This window comes from Microcoleus sp. S28C3 (assembly GCF_036700785.1).
Lineage (GTDB): Bacteria > Cyanobacteriota > Cyanobacteriia > Cyanobacteriales > Microcoleaceae > Microcoleus > Microcoleus asticus.
Genome location: NZ_JAUBPO010000002.1, coordinates 121160 through 135472 on the forward strand (window position 1 = coordinate 121160; position 14313 = coordinate 135472).

At 46.1% G+C, this 14313-nt stretch carries 15 protein-coding genes; 1 reads left to right on the forward strand and 14 read right to left on the reverse strand.

Annotated elements, in window-relative coordinates:
- Window positions 1–20 precede the first annotated feature (20 nt).
- From QUA13_RS01240 to QUA13_RS01280, 9 genes are all read right to left on the reverse strand, one after another.
- Entirely contained in the window at window positions 21–425 is a 405-nt protein-coding gene (locus tag QUA13_RS01240; protein WP_333196006.1) for a hypothetical protein, read from the reverse strand.
- 335 nt (window positions 426–760) lie between these two features.
- Complete coding sequence (locus QUA13_RS01245; RefSeq protein ID WP_333196007.1) at window positions 761–1573, reverse strand: ion channel; 813 nt, start codon at window positions 1571–1573, stop codon at window positions 761–763.
- Entirely contained in the window at window positions 1570–1881 is a 312-nt protein-coding gene (locus tag QUA13_RS01250; protein ID WP_333196009.1) for a chaperone modulator CbpM, read from the reverse strand. Before QUA13_RS01250 ends, QUA13_RS01245 begins: the two co-directional genes overlap by 4 nt.
- Complete coding sequence (locus QUA13_RS01255; RefSeq protein ID WP_333196011.1) at window positions 1878–2849, reverse strand: DnaJ C-terminal domain-containing protein; 972 nt, start codon at window positions 2847–2849, stop codon at window positions 1878–1880. The genes QUA13_RS01250 and QUA13_RS01255 overlap by 4 nt, the downstream gene beginning before the upstream one ends.
- Window positions 2850–3043: 194 nt before the next feature.
- Complete coding sequence (locus QUA13_RS01260; protein ID WP_333196013.1) at window positions 3044–3991, reverse strand: class I fructose-bisphosphate aldolase; 948 nt, start codon at window positions 3989–3991, stop codon at window positions 3044–3046.
- Window positions 3992–4075: 84 nt separating this feature from the next.
- A complete protein-coding gene (locus QUA13_RS01265) occupies window positions 4076–4267 on the reverse strand; it encodes a hypothetical protein (protein WP_333196014.1) in 192 nt (63 codons plus the stop codon).
- A gap of 19 nt (window positions 4268–4286) precedes the next feature.
- The gene (locus QUA13_RS01270; RefSeq protein WP_333196015.1) at window positions 4287–4652 is read right to left on the reverse strand and encodes an HPF/RaiA family ribosome-associated protein; all 366 of its coding nucleotides are present in this window, start codon (window positions 4650–4652) and stop codon (window positions 4287–4289) included.
- A 36-nt stretch (window positions 4653–4688) separates the two neighbouring features.
- Complete coding sequence (locus tag QUA13_RS01275) at window positions 4689–7145, reverse strand: phosphoketolase family protein (RefSeq protein ID WP_445242665.1); 2457 nt, start codon at window positions 7143–7145, stop codon at window positions 4689–4691.
- 22 nt (window positions 7146–7167) lie between these two features.
- On the reverse strand, window positions 7168–7668 hold the full coding sequence (locus tag QUA13_RS01280; RefSeq protein WP_333196016.1) for a universal stress protein: 501 nt from the start codon (window positions 7666–7668) through the stop codon (window positions 7168–7170).
- A gap of 982 nt (window positions 7669–8650) precedes the next feature.
- On the opposite strand from QUA13_RS01280, the gene QUA13_RS01285 reads away from it, so the two are divergent.
- Window positions 8651–9475, forward strand: coding sequence for a DUF4238 domain-containing protein (locus QUA13_RS01285; protein ID WP_333196018.1), 825 nt, complete (start codon window positions 8651–8653; stop codon window positions 9473–9475).
- Between the two features lie 90 nt (window positions 9476–9565).
- On the opposite strand, the gene QUA13_RS01290 is transcribed toward QUA13_RS01285, so the two are convergent.
- The 5 genes from QUA13_RS01290 to QUA13_RS01310 form a co-directional block, all read right to left on the reverse strand.
- Window positions 9566–10498, reverse strand: coding sequence for a polyphosphate kinase 2 family protein (locus QUA13_RS01290; RefSeq protein WP_333196019.1), 933 nt, complete (start codon window positions 10496–10498; stop codon window positions 9566–9568).
- 41 nt (window positions 10499–10539) lie between these two features.
- A complete protein-coding gene (locus QUA13_RS01295) occupies window positions 10540–12966 on the reverse strand; it encodes a plasma-membrane proton-efflux P-type ATPase (protein WP_333196073.1) in 2427 nt (808 codons plus the stop codon).
- Window positions 12918–13079 carry a cation-transporting P-type ATPase gene (locus QUA13_RS01300; RefSeq protein ID WP_333196021.1) on the reverse strand — a complete coding sequence of 54 codons (162 nt, stop codon included), beginning with the start codon at window positions 13077–13079 and terminating at the stop codon, window positions 12918–12920. The genes QUA13_RS01295 and QUA13_RS01300 overlap by 49 nt, the downstream gene beginning before the upstream one ends.
- A 30-nt stretch (window positions 13080–13109) precedes the next feature.
- Window positions 13110–13841, reverse strand: coding sequence for a ZIP family zinc transporter (locus tag QUA13_RS01305; protein WP_333196023.1), 732 nt, complete (start codon window positions 13839–13841; stop codon window positions 13110–13112).
- Window positions 13842–13904: 63 nt separating this feature from the next.
- Entirely contained in the window at window positions 13905–14309 is a 405-nt protein-coding gene (locus QUA13_RS01310) for a DUF6544 family protein (protein ID WP_333196025.1), read from the reverse strand.
- Between the last annotated feature and the right edge of the window lie 4 nt (window positions 14310–14313).

The window sequence follows — 14313 nt, forward strand, 5'->3', positions numbered from 1 at the left end:
CGTATTGATGCTGCCGATCGCTACTCGGCAAAGTGCTGTCGAATCTTCGCCGCAATCTGAGAATCAGTCATTTTGTCAACTGTTTCAATACCTACAACGCGGCCACTGAGGTTATTTCTTTCAAGACGTTCTTTTAGTTCATCTTTTGCCTCACCCGGCCCAAATATTAGAATAGACTCTGCATCACGAATATACGCAATTACCCGATCGTAGTAAATATTGAGTTCTCCTGTAAAAGTTCTCTGGCGTGTATTATCAGCGGGAATCTGACGTGATTCATAAGTGCCCTTAAGAGGTGAATCACCCGAACGCCGAGGCTGTTTTTCTACCTCTGAAATTATCTCTTTTATCTCTTCTCCTTTCTCTGTAATCGCCACGACAGTAGCTTTCCTATGGTCAATCCACAGCCCGACTTTTGTTTTCATTTATATCTCCTTTGTTAACGAGTTCCACTTAATGTGTACTATGCAAAATTAATTTCGCATTTTTAAATTATGTATCTTTGATTGGATTAGGCACAGAAGCAAATGAGTTGTGACAATAATTTTGCTTGCTTATAGATGGGTTTAAGTAAATACACTTCACCCTTTAACTTCTATTATTATTGGACAAAGCTTGTTAAAGAACAAGTTGAAGTGACTAATATGGCGCTGGAATGTAGTTTATAATTAGCCTACCCTTTATAATTTGCGAGGGTATCATTCTTAAGGAAGAGTTTTTATGAAAGCAGGGTTTTATTTAATTTGTGAGTCTTAGCAAGTTATTGGTTTAAGCCTCGTCGTGCTAAGGCTTGAACCTCAGTTCGCAGTGCAGAAATTTCTGCTTGCAGAGCTTGAATTGATTTTGCACCTGCTAGTTCTGCTTGATCATCCTCAGCATCCTGACCTACAAAGAATGTGGCTAGCATTGCTGTCGCATAACCACATACCGCGATCGCATACAACCCCAGTAAAAAACATAGCACCCGCCCTTCCGGTGTTTTCGGAAAGTAATCAGATCCAATCGTGGTCATCAGCATTGCCGTCCACCACAGCGCAGTACCATAGTCGGTGATATTGCTATTAGGAAGTTCGCGCTCAAACGCATAAATTCCAGCCGCTCCAACTAAGATAACGATCGCAGTTAATCCCATCACATAGCCAAACCCTCGACGCTGAACACTTACAGCGAGTAATCGCATTCCTCTGTTAGTTCGTGTCATCATTCCCAACAACTGTAACCCTCGAACCGCATGAACCGATCGCAAAGACTGTATGAATCGCACAATCCGAAGGGTTCGTAGCGCTGGGATGAACAGTGAGAAGGCAATTAACCAGTTGTGCTTGAGGTAAGAAAGTTTGCGAGGAGCGAGGAGAAATTTGATGCTAAAATCCACGATAAAGACAATCCAAATGGTAATGCCGATCGCTTCTAATAGAGGATTTAGTCCCCAAACTAGCTCAACGATAAACAGTCCTAACCAAGCAAAGCTCAGCACCAGCATCGGCATTTCTAGCCAATCTTCCCACTGTTGCAGTACCTCCCTGCGCTCCCGATCTAATATCGGCTTTTCTGGTAGGTTTAGATAGCTCATAACGCATTTGATGGATGAGACTGATGCGCCTTGAGCTGTGCCCGTAATTGAGCAATTTCTTGAGCCATATCGAGCACCATTGCGGCTCCGACTAAGTTCAGCCCCAAGTCTTGACGCAACCGCTGAATCTGAGCAATTCGAGCAATCTCGCGGGAATGCAGCAGGTCGCCGATCGGCTCAATTACCCCTAACTCAACATAAACCTTCACCAGCGTAATCGAAGTCTCTGTTAGCAATGCAGCATATTCAAAGGTATAGAGTTGCTCACCTTCGGGTGAAACCACAATTTTTGAAAGGCTAAAGCTCATAACTTAATTTCCTCTAACTGGGTACGGGGGTTAAAACTCGTATTTGCCTGGATTTTTTCGTAGCATTCTTGCTCGATCGCACTTAAGTCTTTTGGCGTGACAATCAGAAGTTTGGCGAGTAAGTCACCGCGTCCCCCTTTTTGCAATGTCCAGCCTTTGCCGCGCAGTCTGAGCGATTGTCCCGATCGCACTCCTTTAGGAACTTTCATCGTCACGCTACCATCGGGTGTGGGCACGCTGATTTCCGCTCCTAAAACGGCTTCATCGGGGCGAATTGGAATGTCACAAACGAGGTCATCACCCTCGAATCGGAAGAAGGAATGGGTTAATACCTCGATCGTCAGATACAAATCGCCGCGCTGTTGAGAGAACGGACTAGCACGGCCTTTACCTTTGAGCCGAATGCGACTACCTGGTTTTGCGCCTGCGGGAATGCGGACGTTGATTGTTTCATCGTCGAGTTGTATCCGTTTCTGGACACCGTGAAATGCTTCCGAAAATGTGAGTGCGATCGCAGCTTCGGTATCGGGCGCGGGCGCTTGAGAACGAAATCCGTCACCAAAATCATTAAAGCCATTGGTCGCAGTTTGATAGTTCTGGGTTCTACGTTTCGATCCACCTTTCATTCCTCCCAGCAAATCGTTGATAAAGGAATCAAAGTCATCGTAGCGATCGAAGTCTTCCGCCGAAACATTAGTTCCTCTAGGAGTTGGCGCTTCAGTGTATCCCGGCTGATTCCAATGTTGACCAAAGCGATCGTACTTTTGCCGGTTCTCTGGATCGGAAAGTACCTCATTTGCTTCGTTCAAGTCTTTGAACTTTGCCTCTGCATCTTTATCCCCAGGATTGAGGTCAGGATGGTACTTGCGGGCCAGTTTGCGGTAAGCCCGTTTGATTTCTTCAGGAGTTGCAGTTTTGCTCACTCCCAGGATGGCGTAATAGTCTTTAAAATCCGTTGCCGTTGGCATCACTGACCTCTCAATATGTAATGCTGTTATCTGAAATACTATCTGAAATGCTAAAAATGATGATTCATCTAAACTTAATTTGAATTCAAAAATATGACTGATAAACTAGGTGGGAGTTGTCACTTATCCAGAATTTCGGGAGCGTGAATTGTTCATTATTTTGTCCTAGTTTTTCCATAGTCCCTTACTTGTTTTCAGGCTCCCGTCTCCTCCATCGCGACCTTGTATTCGCCCCGACGCGCCGCCCAATTGCACTTAGCTCGATGCAACAAAGCCTGCTGTGCCTTTGACACATTCGCCTCTTTGCCTTGCCAAAGCTCTAACGCTGGTTGCTGGATGGCGCGGGCAAAGGAAAACGCTAATGCCCAGGGCGATCGCGCTTTGAACCGAATATTCATGGCATTCAAACGAGCCGAAGCAAGTTCACCGGATTGTCCGCCCGACAAGAACGCAATTCCCGGAACGGCCGCTGGGACTGCCCGCAACAGACAGTTCACCGTAGCATCAGCCACCTCGTCCACCGATTCTTGTTGAGAACAAGTCAATCCCGGAAGCACCATATTGGGCTTCAGGATCATGCCTTCCAGGATCACCCGTTGCGTGTAGAGTTGGTTGAAGACGCTTCGCAGAACGTCCGCCGTCACCTCGCTGCACCTCGACAGGGTATGTGCTCCGTCCATCAGCACTTCTGGCTCGACAATGGGAACCAGTCCCGCTTCCTGGCACAACGCAGCATAGCGAGCTAAAGCTTGCGCGTTAGCCTCGATGCAACCCCGGCTGGGAATACCATCGCCGATCGCAATCACCGCGCGCCACTTGGCAAAACGAGCGCCCATTTGAAAATATTCCTGGAGGCGATCGCGCAATCCATCCAGACCTTCGGTGATCTTCTCTCCAGGATGACCTGCCATATCCTTAGCACCAATGTCAACTTTGATGCCGGCAATAATTCCCGCATCGGTGATGGCTTTAATAAAGGGAATGCCATTTCTCTGCTGTTGGTGAATAGTTTCATCGTAAAGGATCGCGCCACTAATGTACTCACCAAGACCGGGCGTGGTGATAATCAATTCTCGATAGGCGCGTCGGGCTTCCTCGGTCTGGGGAATGCCTAACTTTGCGAATCGTTTGTTACAGCCCACTTTCCGCAGCCTCAACGGTCACAATCGGTTTTTACTTATTTTTATCCAGCACTAAAGCTATAAATTATACTACAATACCGTACATTAACGGTTAAAAAACTGTTTAAAGGCATAATTTATTACTTTAAAGATAGAGTCTTCTGCGTAATTATGCTGTGTGACACCCCAGGGTGCGGAATGTGGGTTACAGGTTGGATTACTTTCATCCATCGCCAGCAGACCTTTGTAGTCGGCAACCAGCATCCTTGCAGTGTCTATAAGGTCTTGTGCATTCATTTTTGACTCCTGGGAAAATTTATTGACTATTAACTGAGCTAGATAGAGGTGGGTCAGTTCTCTGATTTTCTTGGTCGTGCAGCCGTCCGAGAGTGCTATCGATCAATCTGGTCAATTTATCGGCAGCCCCGTCCACAGCTTGGTCTAAGGTCGCTGCCTGATGCGTTACCGCGAGGGGTTGGTGTCCTTTGAGGCGGGCTTCGATCATGCAGCGCATATCGTCATCGCCGCCCTTCTTGTCGCTGTTCTCATCGCTCAGGTGAACATCAACGTGAGTGATGCGATCGCTGAATCGGCTCAGGCTCTCTGCCACTAAACTACTAAACTGAATGGCTAGTGCTTCGTGACCTTTGATGTTATGGCCGGTATGGATTTGGATTTGCACGATGTTCTCCTGTTGTAATTGTGATTGGCTTAATATTCAGATGGAATGACTAGGATCTGGCTGCCTGTCTTTCCAACCCTCGACATTCCGTCCTGCGCCCCACTTCCAATTGCGGATTTCCGGCAAGTCTTCGCCGTGCTTGTCGATATAATGCTTATGCTCGATCAACTTGTCCTGCATCATCTGCTTGAGATAGTCTCCCTTACTACCCAAATGCAGCAGACGATCCACCACGTCTTGCACCAGATGAAAACGATCCAGGTCATTTTGCACCCTCATGTCAAAAGCCGTTGTGATTGTGCCCTCTTCCTTGTAGCCCCGGACGTGGAGATTGCGATTGGTACGGCGGTAGGTTAGCCGATGCACCAACCAGGGGTATCCATGAAAGCCAAAAATGATGTGCTTGTCTTTAGTGAAGAGTGAATCGTAATCCGTTTCGCTCAGTCCGTGCGGGTGTTCGCTCTCGGATTGCAATTTCATCAGATCGACGACATTAATTACCCGTATTTTCAGATCGGGCAGATGTTCTCGCAGGATGGAAACGGCAGCCAAAATCTCCAGCGTCGGCGTATCTCCACAGCAAGCCATCACGACATCCGGCTCAGTATCTTGGTCGTTGCTAGCCCATTGCCAGATGCCAATGCCTTCAGTGCAATGCACGATCGCCGCCTCCATACTCAGCCATTGAGGGAGCGCGTGTTTGCCAGCAACTACCACATTCACGTAGTGTCGGCTGCGTAGACAGTGATCGAAGACCGACAGCAGACAGTTCGCGTCGGGTGGCAGGTACACACGCACAATATCGGCTTTCTTGTTGATTACGTGGTCGAGGAAACCGGGGTCTTGGTGCGTGAAACCGTTATGATCCTGCTGCCAGACGTGGGAGGCGAGCAGATAGTTTAGCGATGCGATCGGTCGTCGCCAGGGCAGTTCCGATGTTACCTTCAACCATTTGGCGTGCTGGCTGAACATCGAATCAACGATGCGAATAAACGCCTCATAGCTGTTGAACAGCCCGTGCCGCCCGGTCAGCAGATAGCCTTCCAACCAACCTTGGCACTGGTGTTCGCTGAGCATAGAGTCCAGCACTTGTCCGGCGGGCGCGAGGAATTCATCATTTTTTTCTTCCCGCGCTTCCCACTGACGATTTGTAACTTCAAACACCGCGCCCAAAAGATTCGAGAGTGTCTCATCGGGGCCGAAGATGCGGAAATTGCGCTGATTTAACTTGACTACATCACGCAGGAATTTGCCCAGCACAAGCGTATCTTGACCGTCAACGGCACCAGGTGAAGGCACTGACACCGCGTGGTCGCGGAAGTCTGGCATTTGTAGGTCGTGCAGCAGTAGACCGCCGTTGGCGTGGGGGTTTGCACCCATGCGCCGATCGCCCTTCGGGGCCAGTTCAGCCAATTCCGGCAAGAGTCGGCCATCCTCATCGAACAGTTCTTCTGCTTTGTAGCTTTTCATCCAGCTTTCCAACTGCTGGACATGATCGGGATGCTCGGAGTTCACCAGTAACGGCACTTGGTGCGATCGCGATGTGCCTTCGATTTGCAGACCATCCACGACTTTTGGCCCCGTCCAGCCCTTGGGCGACTTCAGGACGATCGCGGGCCAGCGGGGGCGAGTAGTATCGTTCTGATTCCGCGCATTGCTTTGGATTTGCCGGATATGCTCGATCGCCCTGTCCAGAGTGCTGGCCAAAAGTTCGTGCATCTTTTCCGGCTCGTCGCCTTCGACAAAGTAAGGTGTCCAGCCGCAGCCTCGCAGAAATTGCTCTAACTCTTCATGCTCGATGCGAGCCAAGACGGTTGGGTTGTTGATTTTGTAGCCATTCAGGTGCAGGATTGGCAGCACAGCACCGTCGGTAATTGGGTTGAGTAACTTGTTAGACTGCCATGCTGTCGCTAAGGGGCCTGTCTCCGCTTCCCCGTCGCCGATGACGCAAGCGACAATTAGATCGGGATTGTCAAAGGCAGCGCCGAAGGCATGACTGAGCGAGTATCCCAACTCACCTCCTTCGTGAATTGACCCCGGCGTTGTCGGCGCAACGTGGCTGGAAATCCCACCAGGAAAGGAGAATTGTGTGAACAGCTTTTTCAACCCAGCTTCGTCCTGAGTGACGTTGGGATAAACTTCGCTCCAGGTTCCTTCTAGGTAAACGTTGCCCACAATTGCTGGGCCACCGTGACCGGGGCCAGCGATGTAGAGCATATCTAGGTCATATTTCTTAATCGCTCGATTCAAGTGTACATAGATGAAGTTCTGTCCCGGTGTCGTACCCCAATGTCCGACCACCAGTGGTTTGACGTGGGAGAGTTGCAGCGGCTGCTTCAGCAATGGATTGTCGTAGAGATAAATTTGCCCAACTGACAGATAGTTGGCGGCACGCCAGTAGGCATCTATCTTGTGGAGTAGTTCTGGGGAAAGAGTGTTTGTTTTTATGGTTGATTGCCCAATTTCTAAGCCCGATAAACCAGTCCGATCAATTGTGTTCACGGTTTTTCTCTCTTTATTTATCTTTGTCGGGATTTGTATCTTTTATGACTAAAACAGAACAATTCGCGCGATCGACCACATGATTGCTGACACTACCTACGAAAAATTCTGCGATCGCAGAGTGGTCATGCCGACCTAGTACGATCAGATCGGCATTCCACTCTTGAGCAACACTAGAAATCGTTGCCCCTGGCTCACCAAAATTGTGTTGGTATTCAGCAGGAATATTTCGGGCAGTTGCGCGATCGCAGTATTCTTGTAACCAAGTTTTTGCCTGATCAATCTCTAGCTGAAGTGTTTCCTCGCGGAGTGATTGAGAAAGCCCAGTGTTGATCGGATAGAGTCCAAATGTCCCAACTGACTGGAATCCTGGATTGATCGCAGTCAAGTCTGCGAGGCAATGAAGGATCATCAATTTAGCTTGCTCTTGCTGCGCTAAATTGAGTGCGCGATCGAACACGATGGATGTCAAAGGAGAATGATTAATGGCAACTAGAATGCGTTTGAAGTTCATTATTTTGAGCCTTCAGGTTAATTTCAGTGTTGACTAAATCTGCTATTTCTAAAAGTTGAATTATTTCCTTGCGGGTAGGATGTAAAGCTGGTTCCGGGCCTGATTTTTTTGCCCAAGATGAACGTAGCGCAATATCCAGTAAATGCTTAAGCCTAAATCCGCAATTCCCTCAATCACGGATAGTAAATCTATCCCTGACTTGAGATTGAGGTTGAGATTTTGTTAAAGAATCGCGAACCCTAAAATCAGTCCAGAAATGATGGTTAAAGTAAACTGTATCAAAATTTACTCTAGCCCAATGTTGGCAGTAAACTAGCAGCTTGGTGTCTCTCTAAAGGATGATATTTTGATTATAGGTAGCTAGATATAAGGCGTTGCTTTCTAAATCTTTGCTTTGAAAAATAGCAGGTGTCTCAAACAGTGTCCATTAAAGATAGCCGTGCAAGGCAAGCAGTAATAGTATCATCCCTCCATTACCCATCATTCCTCTCGGTGAGGACACACCAGTGGCAGTAATATTCGTGCCGCGATCGCTACTAGCTGTTAAATAGATGCGATCGCCATTGGAGTTAAAGGATATCCTCGCATCTTTGACATTAAAACTTTGCTATGGTATGATATAGATGAATATAGCAAGATAGTAATTAGAGTGCCGATCGATAACCAAACTGGGATAAATTTACTGGGTTTGAGCGATCGCATAAAAATCACGACTCACAGGAATGGCGATCGCCACTTTCCCCTTCACCTCCCAAAAATGATCGCCTTTTAACCTCACAAAAAGCTCGCAGATGAAGGTGTTCAAATTGTCCTAGGAGTAGCGTGTGTTAGCGTAGCGTAACGCACAAAATTGGATTCTCTTGCAAATAATCAAAAGGTGCATTACATTTCATTAATGCACCCTACAATATCGCCGATCGCACTCACAATCGATTTTTTTTAAGTTATAATATTAATTGAACTAAACATCGTGTTTTAATGTATGACAGATCATCAACATTTCGTAAGCCAGGCCGTACTCAGAAATTTTTCTTCATCAAACAGGAAAAAAAAAGAGAACCATAAAATATTTGTCATTCTTCACATCAATAATCAACTTACAATACAATCAAATCCCATAGTTAGAACATTTGAACAAAATCAATATTTCACAACTAATGAAGAAAATTATGATTCATGGTTTAAAGAGATCGATGCTCAATCTCCATCTATAATAGCCTCAATTATTAAAAATGGTGTAGAAAACTTGAACCTTCAGGAACGAGAAAAAATCAATAAATTCATGGCATTTCAATGGCTTAGATGTGTCGCAATCAGAAATGAATCAATTTCGTATTCTAAAATCTTAGGAGAGGATTGTATTAATTGTATTAAAAATATTCATGCTGATCTGTTTACAGATATTAAATATTTAATCAAAAAATTTAATAATTTAACATTAAGTAGTGTTAGTCCAAAATCATTAAATATAAAACATGAATACGTTATTAGTGGTTCCCCAGTTTTATATAATGTTTTGGAACCTGAATTCTATTTTCCTATAAGTCCAACTAATTGCTTAAGATTTCATTCTATTGACAGTAGTTTATCTCCACTGGATTCTAGGTTTCTTAATGAACTACAATTCATTAATGGTGGAGGTTATAATGGTTTCCGTGTTGCTGCTAGACATCAGGAAACTTTAGAATATCTTAAAAATACTCCATTAAAATACTGTGAAATACAAAATTTAGAAAATTCTTTTTGGAAGCACCTTTTTCTTGAAATGTATAAAACAAATCAAGAAGCTAAAAAAGTTAGTGGTTAGTGCGATCGCTGATCTTGTAGGTTAAATGCGATCGCCCAAAAATCACGACTCACAGGAATGGCGATCGCTAATATCAACCAATTCTCATCCTTATTTCTGGCTTTCCAGAATTTTCTTCGCAGTTAAAAGTTCTTGATGTTGCTCTTTACTGAGCGTAGGATACTTGAGATTCAGTTCCTTTAACTGCGTGTAAATGATGCCCGCCACAACCAGACGAGTAAACCATTTGCGATCGGCGGGGATAATGTACCAAGGAGCATATTTTGTACTGGTGTGATTGAACATATCCTCATAGACAGCCATATAGTCATCCCAAAAGCTACGCTCTTTCGCATCATTCACAGAAAATTTCCAATTCTTTTCAGGGCGATTAATCCTTTCTAGAAAACGTTCTTTCTGCTCCTCTTTAGATACATTGAGGAAAAACTTGAGGATGATCGTCCCGTTATTGACCAGATGCTTCTCAAAGTTGTTGATTTCCTCAAAGCGGCGCTTCCAAATATCATTATCAATTATGCTAACAGGGAGCGGTCGCTGCTCTAGGATTTCTGGATGCACTCTTGTTACTAAAATTTCTTCGTAATAAGAGCGATTAAAAATCCCAATTCGCCCTCTTTCGGGTAAAGCCTTAGAACATCGCCACAAATAGTCATGATTTAACTCTTCCGTAGAAGGAGCTTTAAAGCTATGCACTTGACATCCTTGAGGATTAATCCCCGACATAACGTGCTTGATGGTACTATCTTTTCCCGCAGCATCCATAGCCTGAAAGATGATTAGCACAGCATGGGTATTTTGGGCATAGAGAACATCCTGATATTCTGCTAATGCCTCAACACCTTCCTTTAATTGACCTTTAGCTTTCGACTTTTTGAGGCGATCGGCTTTGTAGCCTGGGTCATAGTCTTTGGCAAGAGAAATTTTTCGTTCTGGTGGCACAATAAAAGGACGAATCAAATCGTCAAGCTTTTCGATGGGAAACAGGTTCAAGGATGAATCAGTGTGGCTAGATTTATCAGTCATACTTTTAACTCTCAAATATTAAGTGAATATCTTGGGTAAGCTCATGGTTTATTCTTCTTTGACGGCGATGGCTTAGAGATATCATCCGGGGTTGCGTGGGAAAAAGGCTTATGAAAAAACCATTGATTCAACCGTCTTAAACCCCGTGTTACATAGACAGGTTTAGCATGATTAAACACGCCATAAGCATGCTGTTTCACCCAGTCTGCAATCAAAAACCAGATCAACGCATAAATCCAGACAAAACCTGCCAAACCCCATCCGAGAGGGGTCATAAAGATGCCATACACTGCAATTAGGGTTGCGAGTATTTGAGTTCCCAGGACGGCTGCTAGCAAAATTTTCGCTGGTTTAATCGACCAAAAGGGCCCCTTAGTGCGGGTGACGAAAATAGTTAAATGTCCGGCGATCGAAAGTTTTAGATAAATCAAAGTTTGCAGAATGCTGCGATCGAGGTGAAAGTACCGTTCTCCCAAATACAACATCCCAAAAGAACTGGCTAATCCAGTTACCCCCAAAACAGTTGCCAGTCCTAAGACGATGGGCATATTCCAGGTTTCGGGGCGATTGGCGGGACGGGTGTTATCGTAGGCAATGGAAATAATCGCACCATCATTCAACAATGCCAGCAGCACAATCATGATGGCAGTGACGGGATAGAAGTTGTAGACCACAATGGAAAGGGTCATGAACAACAAAACCCGGATGGTTTCAGTAATCCGGTAAATCGCGTAGTTGTTCATCCGCTGAAAGATGCGGCGGCTTTCTTGAATCGCCTCTACGATTACAGAAAGTCCAGGTGTAAGCAAAACAATATCGGCAGCCGCACGGGCAGCATCGGTGGCTCCAGAAACCGCAATTCCGGCATCAGCTTTTTTGAGGGCGGGGGCATCATTAACGCCATCGCCAGCCATGCCCACGAGATGCCCGCGTTGCTGCAAGACATCGACGATATGGTATTTGTGTTCCGGGAAGACTTGAGCAAATCCGGCGGCGGCTTCGATCGCATCGCTAACTTGTCCAGTTTCGTGGGGTGCGGCTGCTTCTAGCAAACTGGCATCGAGGATGTCTCCCTTTAGTCCTAGTTGATGAGCAGTTTCACGGGCGATCGCCTGTTGATCTCCCGTTAACATTTTTAGGTCAATTCCCAGCTTTTTCACTGCCTGAATCATCAGTTGGGAGTCGCTGCGGGGTGGATCGAATAGCGGTAGTACGCCCAAAAATTGCCAGTTTTCGCCATCGTCAGTCCGGGCAACCCCCAGGGAACGAAATCCGCGTTTGGCAAAACCTGCGATCGCTTGATCCACTTGCGGCTGCACCTGAGCGACATTTTTTGAGAGCGCCAAAATCACTTGGGGCGCACCTTTTGTCACCTTAAAGCCACCATCAGCACTTTCAACGGTGGCTTCGGTACGTTTTCCCACGGGATCAAAGGGCTGGAAGTGGACAATTTTGTAAGCATCTAAAGATTGATCTGGCTTCAAACCAGCGATAATTGCGAGATCGATCGGGTCTTTGTTTTCATCGCGAGAAGCCAAGGCGGCGTTGAGAATCAGCGATTCTGGAGCCGTATTCTCCATGCAGAAAGGCTCTCCCAAGGTTAACTGGTTGAGAGTTAAAGTACCCGTTTTGTCGGAACAGAGAATGTCAATGCCAGCCATCTCTTCAATAGCCGCCAGCCGACTGACGATCGCTTCCTTTTTCGCCAGTTTTTGCGCTCCTACAGCCATCGTCACTGACAGCACCGTTGGCATTGCTACGGGAATGGAGGCAACCGTCAGCACCAGTAAAAACCGCAGGGTAGTTAACCAAGGATCGCCCCGAAACAGCGTTACTACCAGCACCACTACCACCAGCACTAAGGCAATTACAATCAGGTAATCGCCGATTTTTAATACTGCTCGTTGAAAGTGGCTGACTGTCTCGGCAGACTCTACCAGGTGGGCGGTTTTACCCATGTAAGTATTAATTCCCGTGGCATAGACAATGCCATCCAATTCTCCTTGCTTGAGGATCGAACTGGAGTAAAGCACACTTCCGACTTGGCATTCTACGGGTAGTGATTCCCCCGTCAATGCCGATTGGTCAACTTGTGCCGGATCGCCTGACAAAAACCGCACATCTGCTGGGACAATATCGCCCAGACGCAACCGGATCAGGTCGCCTGGAACCAGTTCGCGGGCAGGGATCTGCGTCCAGGTGTTGTCTCGTTTCACCCGTGCCTGGAGTGCTAATTTTGCCTTGAGAGCGGCGATCGCATTCCCTGCTTGAAATTCTTCCCAAAAACCCACTACTCCGTTGCCGATTAGGAGTACCAAAATGATCCCAAAATTTACCCAGTCTCCAACTATTGCCGAAAGAATCACCGCTGCCTCAATCATCCAGGCGATCGGCCCCCAAAAGTGCGACAGGAATTGCATTATTGGGCTGACGGTTGTTTCGGGTAACTCGTTGTAGCCACTTTTGATTGTCGTTGCAGTGCCTCTTTTTTGCTCAATCCCTGATAGGAAGTAGTCAGTTGCTTTTGTAGGTCTTCTAACGATAGATGCGAAAGCGTTTCTCGATCGGTAGGTACAGTCATGATATGGCTCCTCTACTTGTAAATCACAAGCTATTCAAGATAAGACGAGAACAATATTGAAAGCGCAAAACTCCCGATAAATGTCAAGATAGACCAATTTGTATCTTGAGTTTGATGGGCTTCAGGAATAATTTCTTCAGCGATCGCCACCATCAAAGTGCCTGTTGTAAATGCAAGCACAACTAGCTTGGGAAGCTCGGCTTGTCCGCGCAATCCCCAATAGCCCAGCGTCGCGCCCAGCCAAACAGGAATAATAAATGCAGCAAGTAACAAAAATCGCTTTGTTCGCGGCATCTTTTGACTTTTAAACGCTGCATTAGTGACAAATCCTTCTGGAATGTGAGCCACAACTCTCCCCGATGCCAGCACTACTCCTAAATGAGGCGAGATCGTCAGACTGGTGCCAATCATTAATCCATCGCCAAATAAGTCGATCGCAATGCTCAGAAAAATCGCCAAACTCACAGTATTGACATCGATGCCACGCAGTCGATTTTTGCTTAAGTTGAGAAGTTGATTAACCCATACAAAAAAAGCTCCACCTAAAAACAATGCTAGAATAGTTGCCCAAACAGGTTTAGCGATAACAACTTTTGGTATCAGTTCGGTAGATGCGATCGCAAGCAGTACGCCAGCAGCAGCGTGCAGTGCAAGTCCTAATGTTTTTTTTGATGTCGGTAAGGCTTCAGCAATCATTGCGCCAATGAAGTTACTGACAACGGGCAAAGCTGATAGTGTGAGAGCAAATAGAAATTCCTGCATAAATCAGGCTCCGCTAGTCGTAACAGACTCTTTGATTTTTGAGCAGTCTACCGATAGATTGCATCATCGATTGTGGCTCGGAAAAATTCCTAAAAGTTTCCATTGCATTGCACCTACACCGTCTATAATCCGATCCGAACCCACAATTGGCAAACCATTCATCCATGCCGTAGCGCTCCAAATCAGTCCATGCTCCCAGCAAATAACTTGCTCTGCTTTGAATGGAATCCAATTCTTTAATTTGATTTCGCCGTGCATCTGCAATCTCACCGCAGAGGCGATTTTGGTTTTGGGTGCGATCGCGTGTTCGAGATATCGTCTTGCTGCTTCTGGCAGGTGAGAGAGTTCATCTGAGAGGAATACGCGATCGTTAGATATCGCTGACTCCCATAGCATATTGAGAGAAATCTGTTTAGTCTGATGGACAATTTCGCTGACTCGTTGTAACCCCTTTTTTAGATAAATCATTATA

Bases quoted from the DNA above. Each gene is read 5' to 3' on its own strand.
- QUA13_RS01280 (WP_333196016.1), bottom strand. From the start codon at position 7,668: ATGAACTTCAAACGCATTCTAGTTGCCATTAATCATTCTCCTTTGACA.
- QUA13_RS01265 (WP_333196014.1), bottom strand. From the start codon at position 4,267: ATGAATGCACAAGACCTTATAGACACTGCAAGGATGCTGGTTGCCGAC.
- QUA13_RS01250 (WP_333196009.1), bottom strand. From the start codon at position 1,881: ATGAGCTTTAGCCTTTCAAAAATTGTGGTTTCACCCGAAGGTGAGCAA.
- QUA13_RS01310 (WP_333196025.1), bottom strand. From the start codon at position 14,309: ATGATTTATCTAAAAAAGGGGTTACAACGAGTCAGCGAAATTGTCCAT.
- QUA13_RS01285 (WP_333196018.1), top strand. From the start codon at position 8,651: ATGACAGATCATCAACATTTCGTAAGCCAGGCCGTACTCAGAAATTTT.
- QUA13_RS01255 (WP_333196011.1), bottom strand. From the start codon at position 2,849: ATGCCAACGGCAACGGATTTTAAAGACTATTACGCCATCCTGGGAGTG.
- QUA13_RS01245 (WP_333196007.1), bottom strand. From the start codon at position 1,573: ATGAGCTATCTAAACCTACCAGAAAAGCCGATATTAGATCGGGAGCGC.
- QUA13_RS01300 (WP_333196021.1), bottom strand. From the start codon at position 13,079: ATGACTGTACCTACCGATCGAGAAACGCTTTCGCATCTATCGTTAGAA.
- QUA13_RS01290 (WP_333196019.1), bottom strand. From the start codon at position 10,498: ATGACTGATAAATCTAGCCACACTGATTCATCCTTGAACCTGTTTCCC.
- QUA13_RS01305 (WP_333196023.1), bottom strand. From the start codon at position 13,841: ATGCAGGAATTTCTATTTGCTCTCACACTATCAGCTTTGCCCGTTGTC.
- QUA13_RS01240 (WP_333196006.1), bottom strand. From the start codon at position 425: ATGAAAACAAAAGTCGGGCTGTGGATTGACCATAGGAAAGCTACTGTC.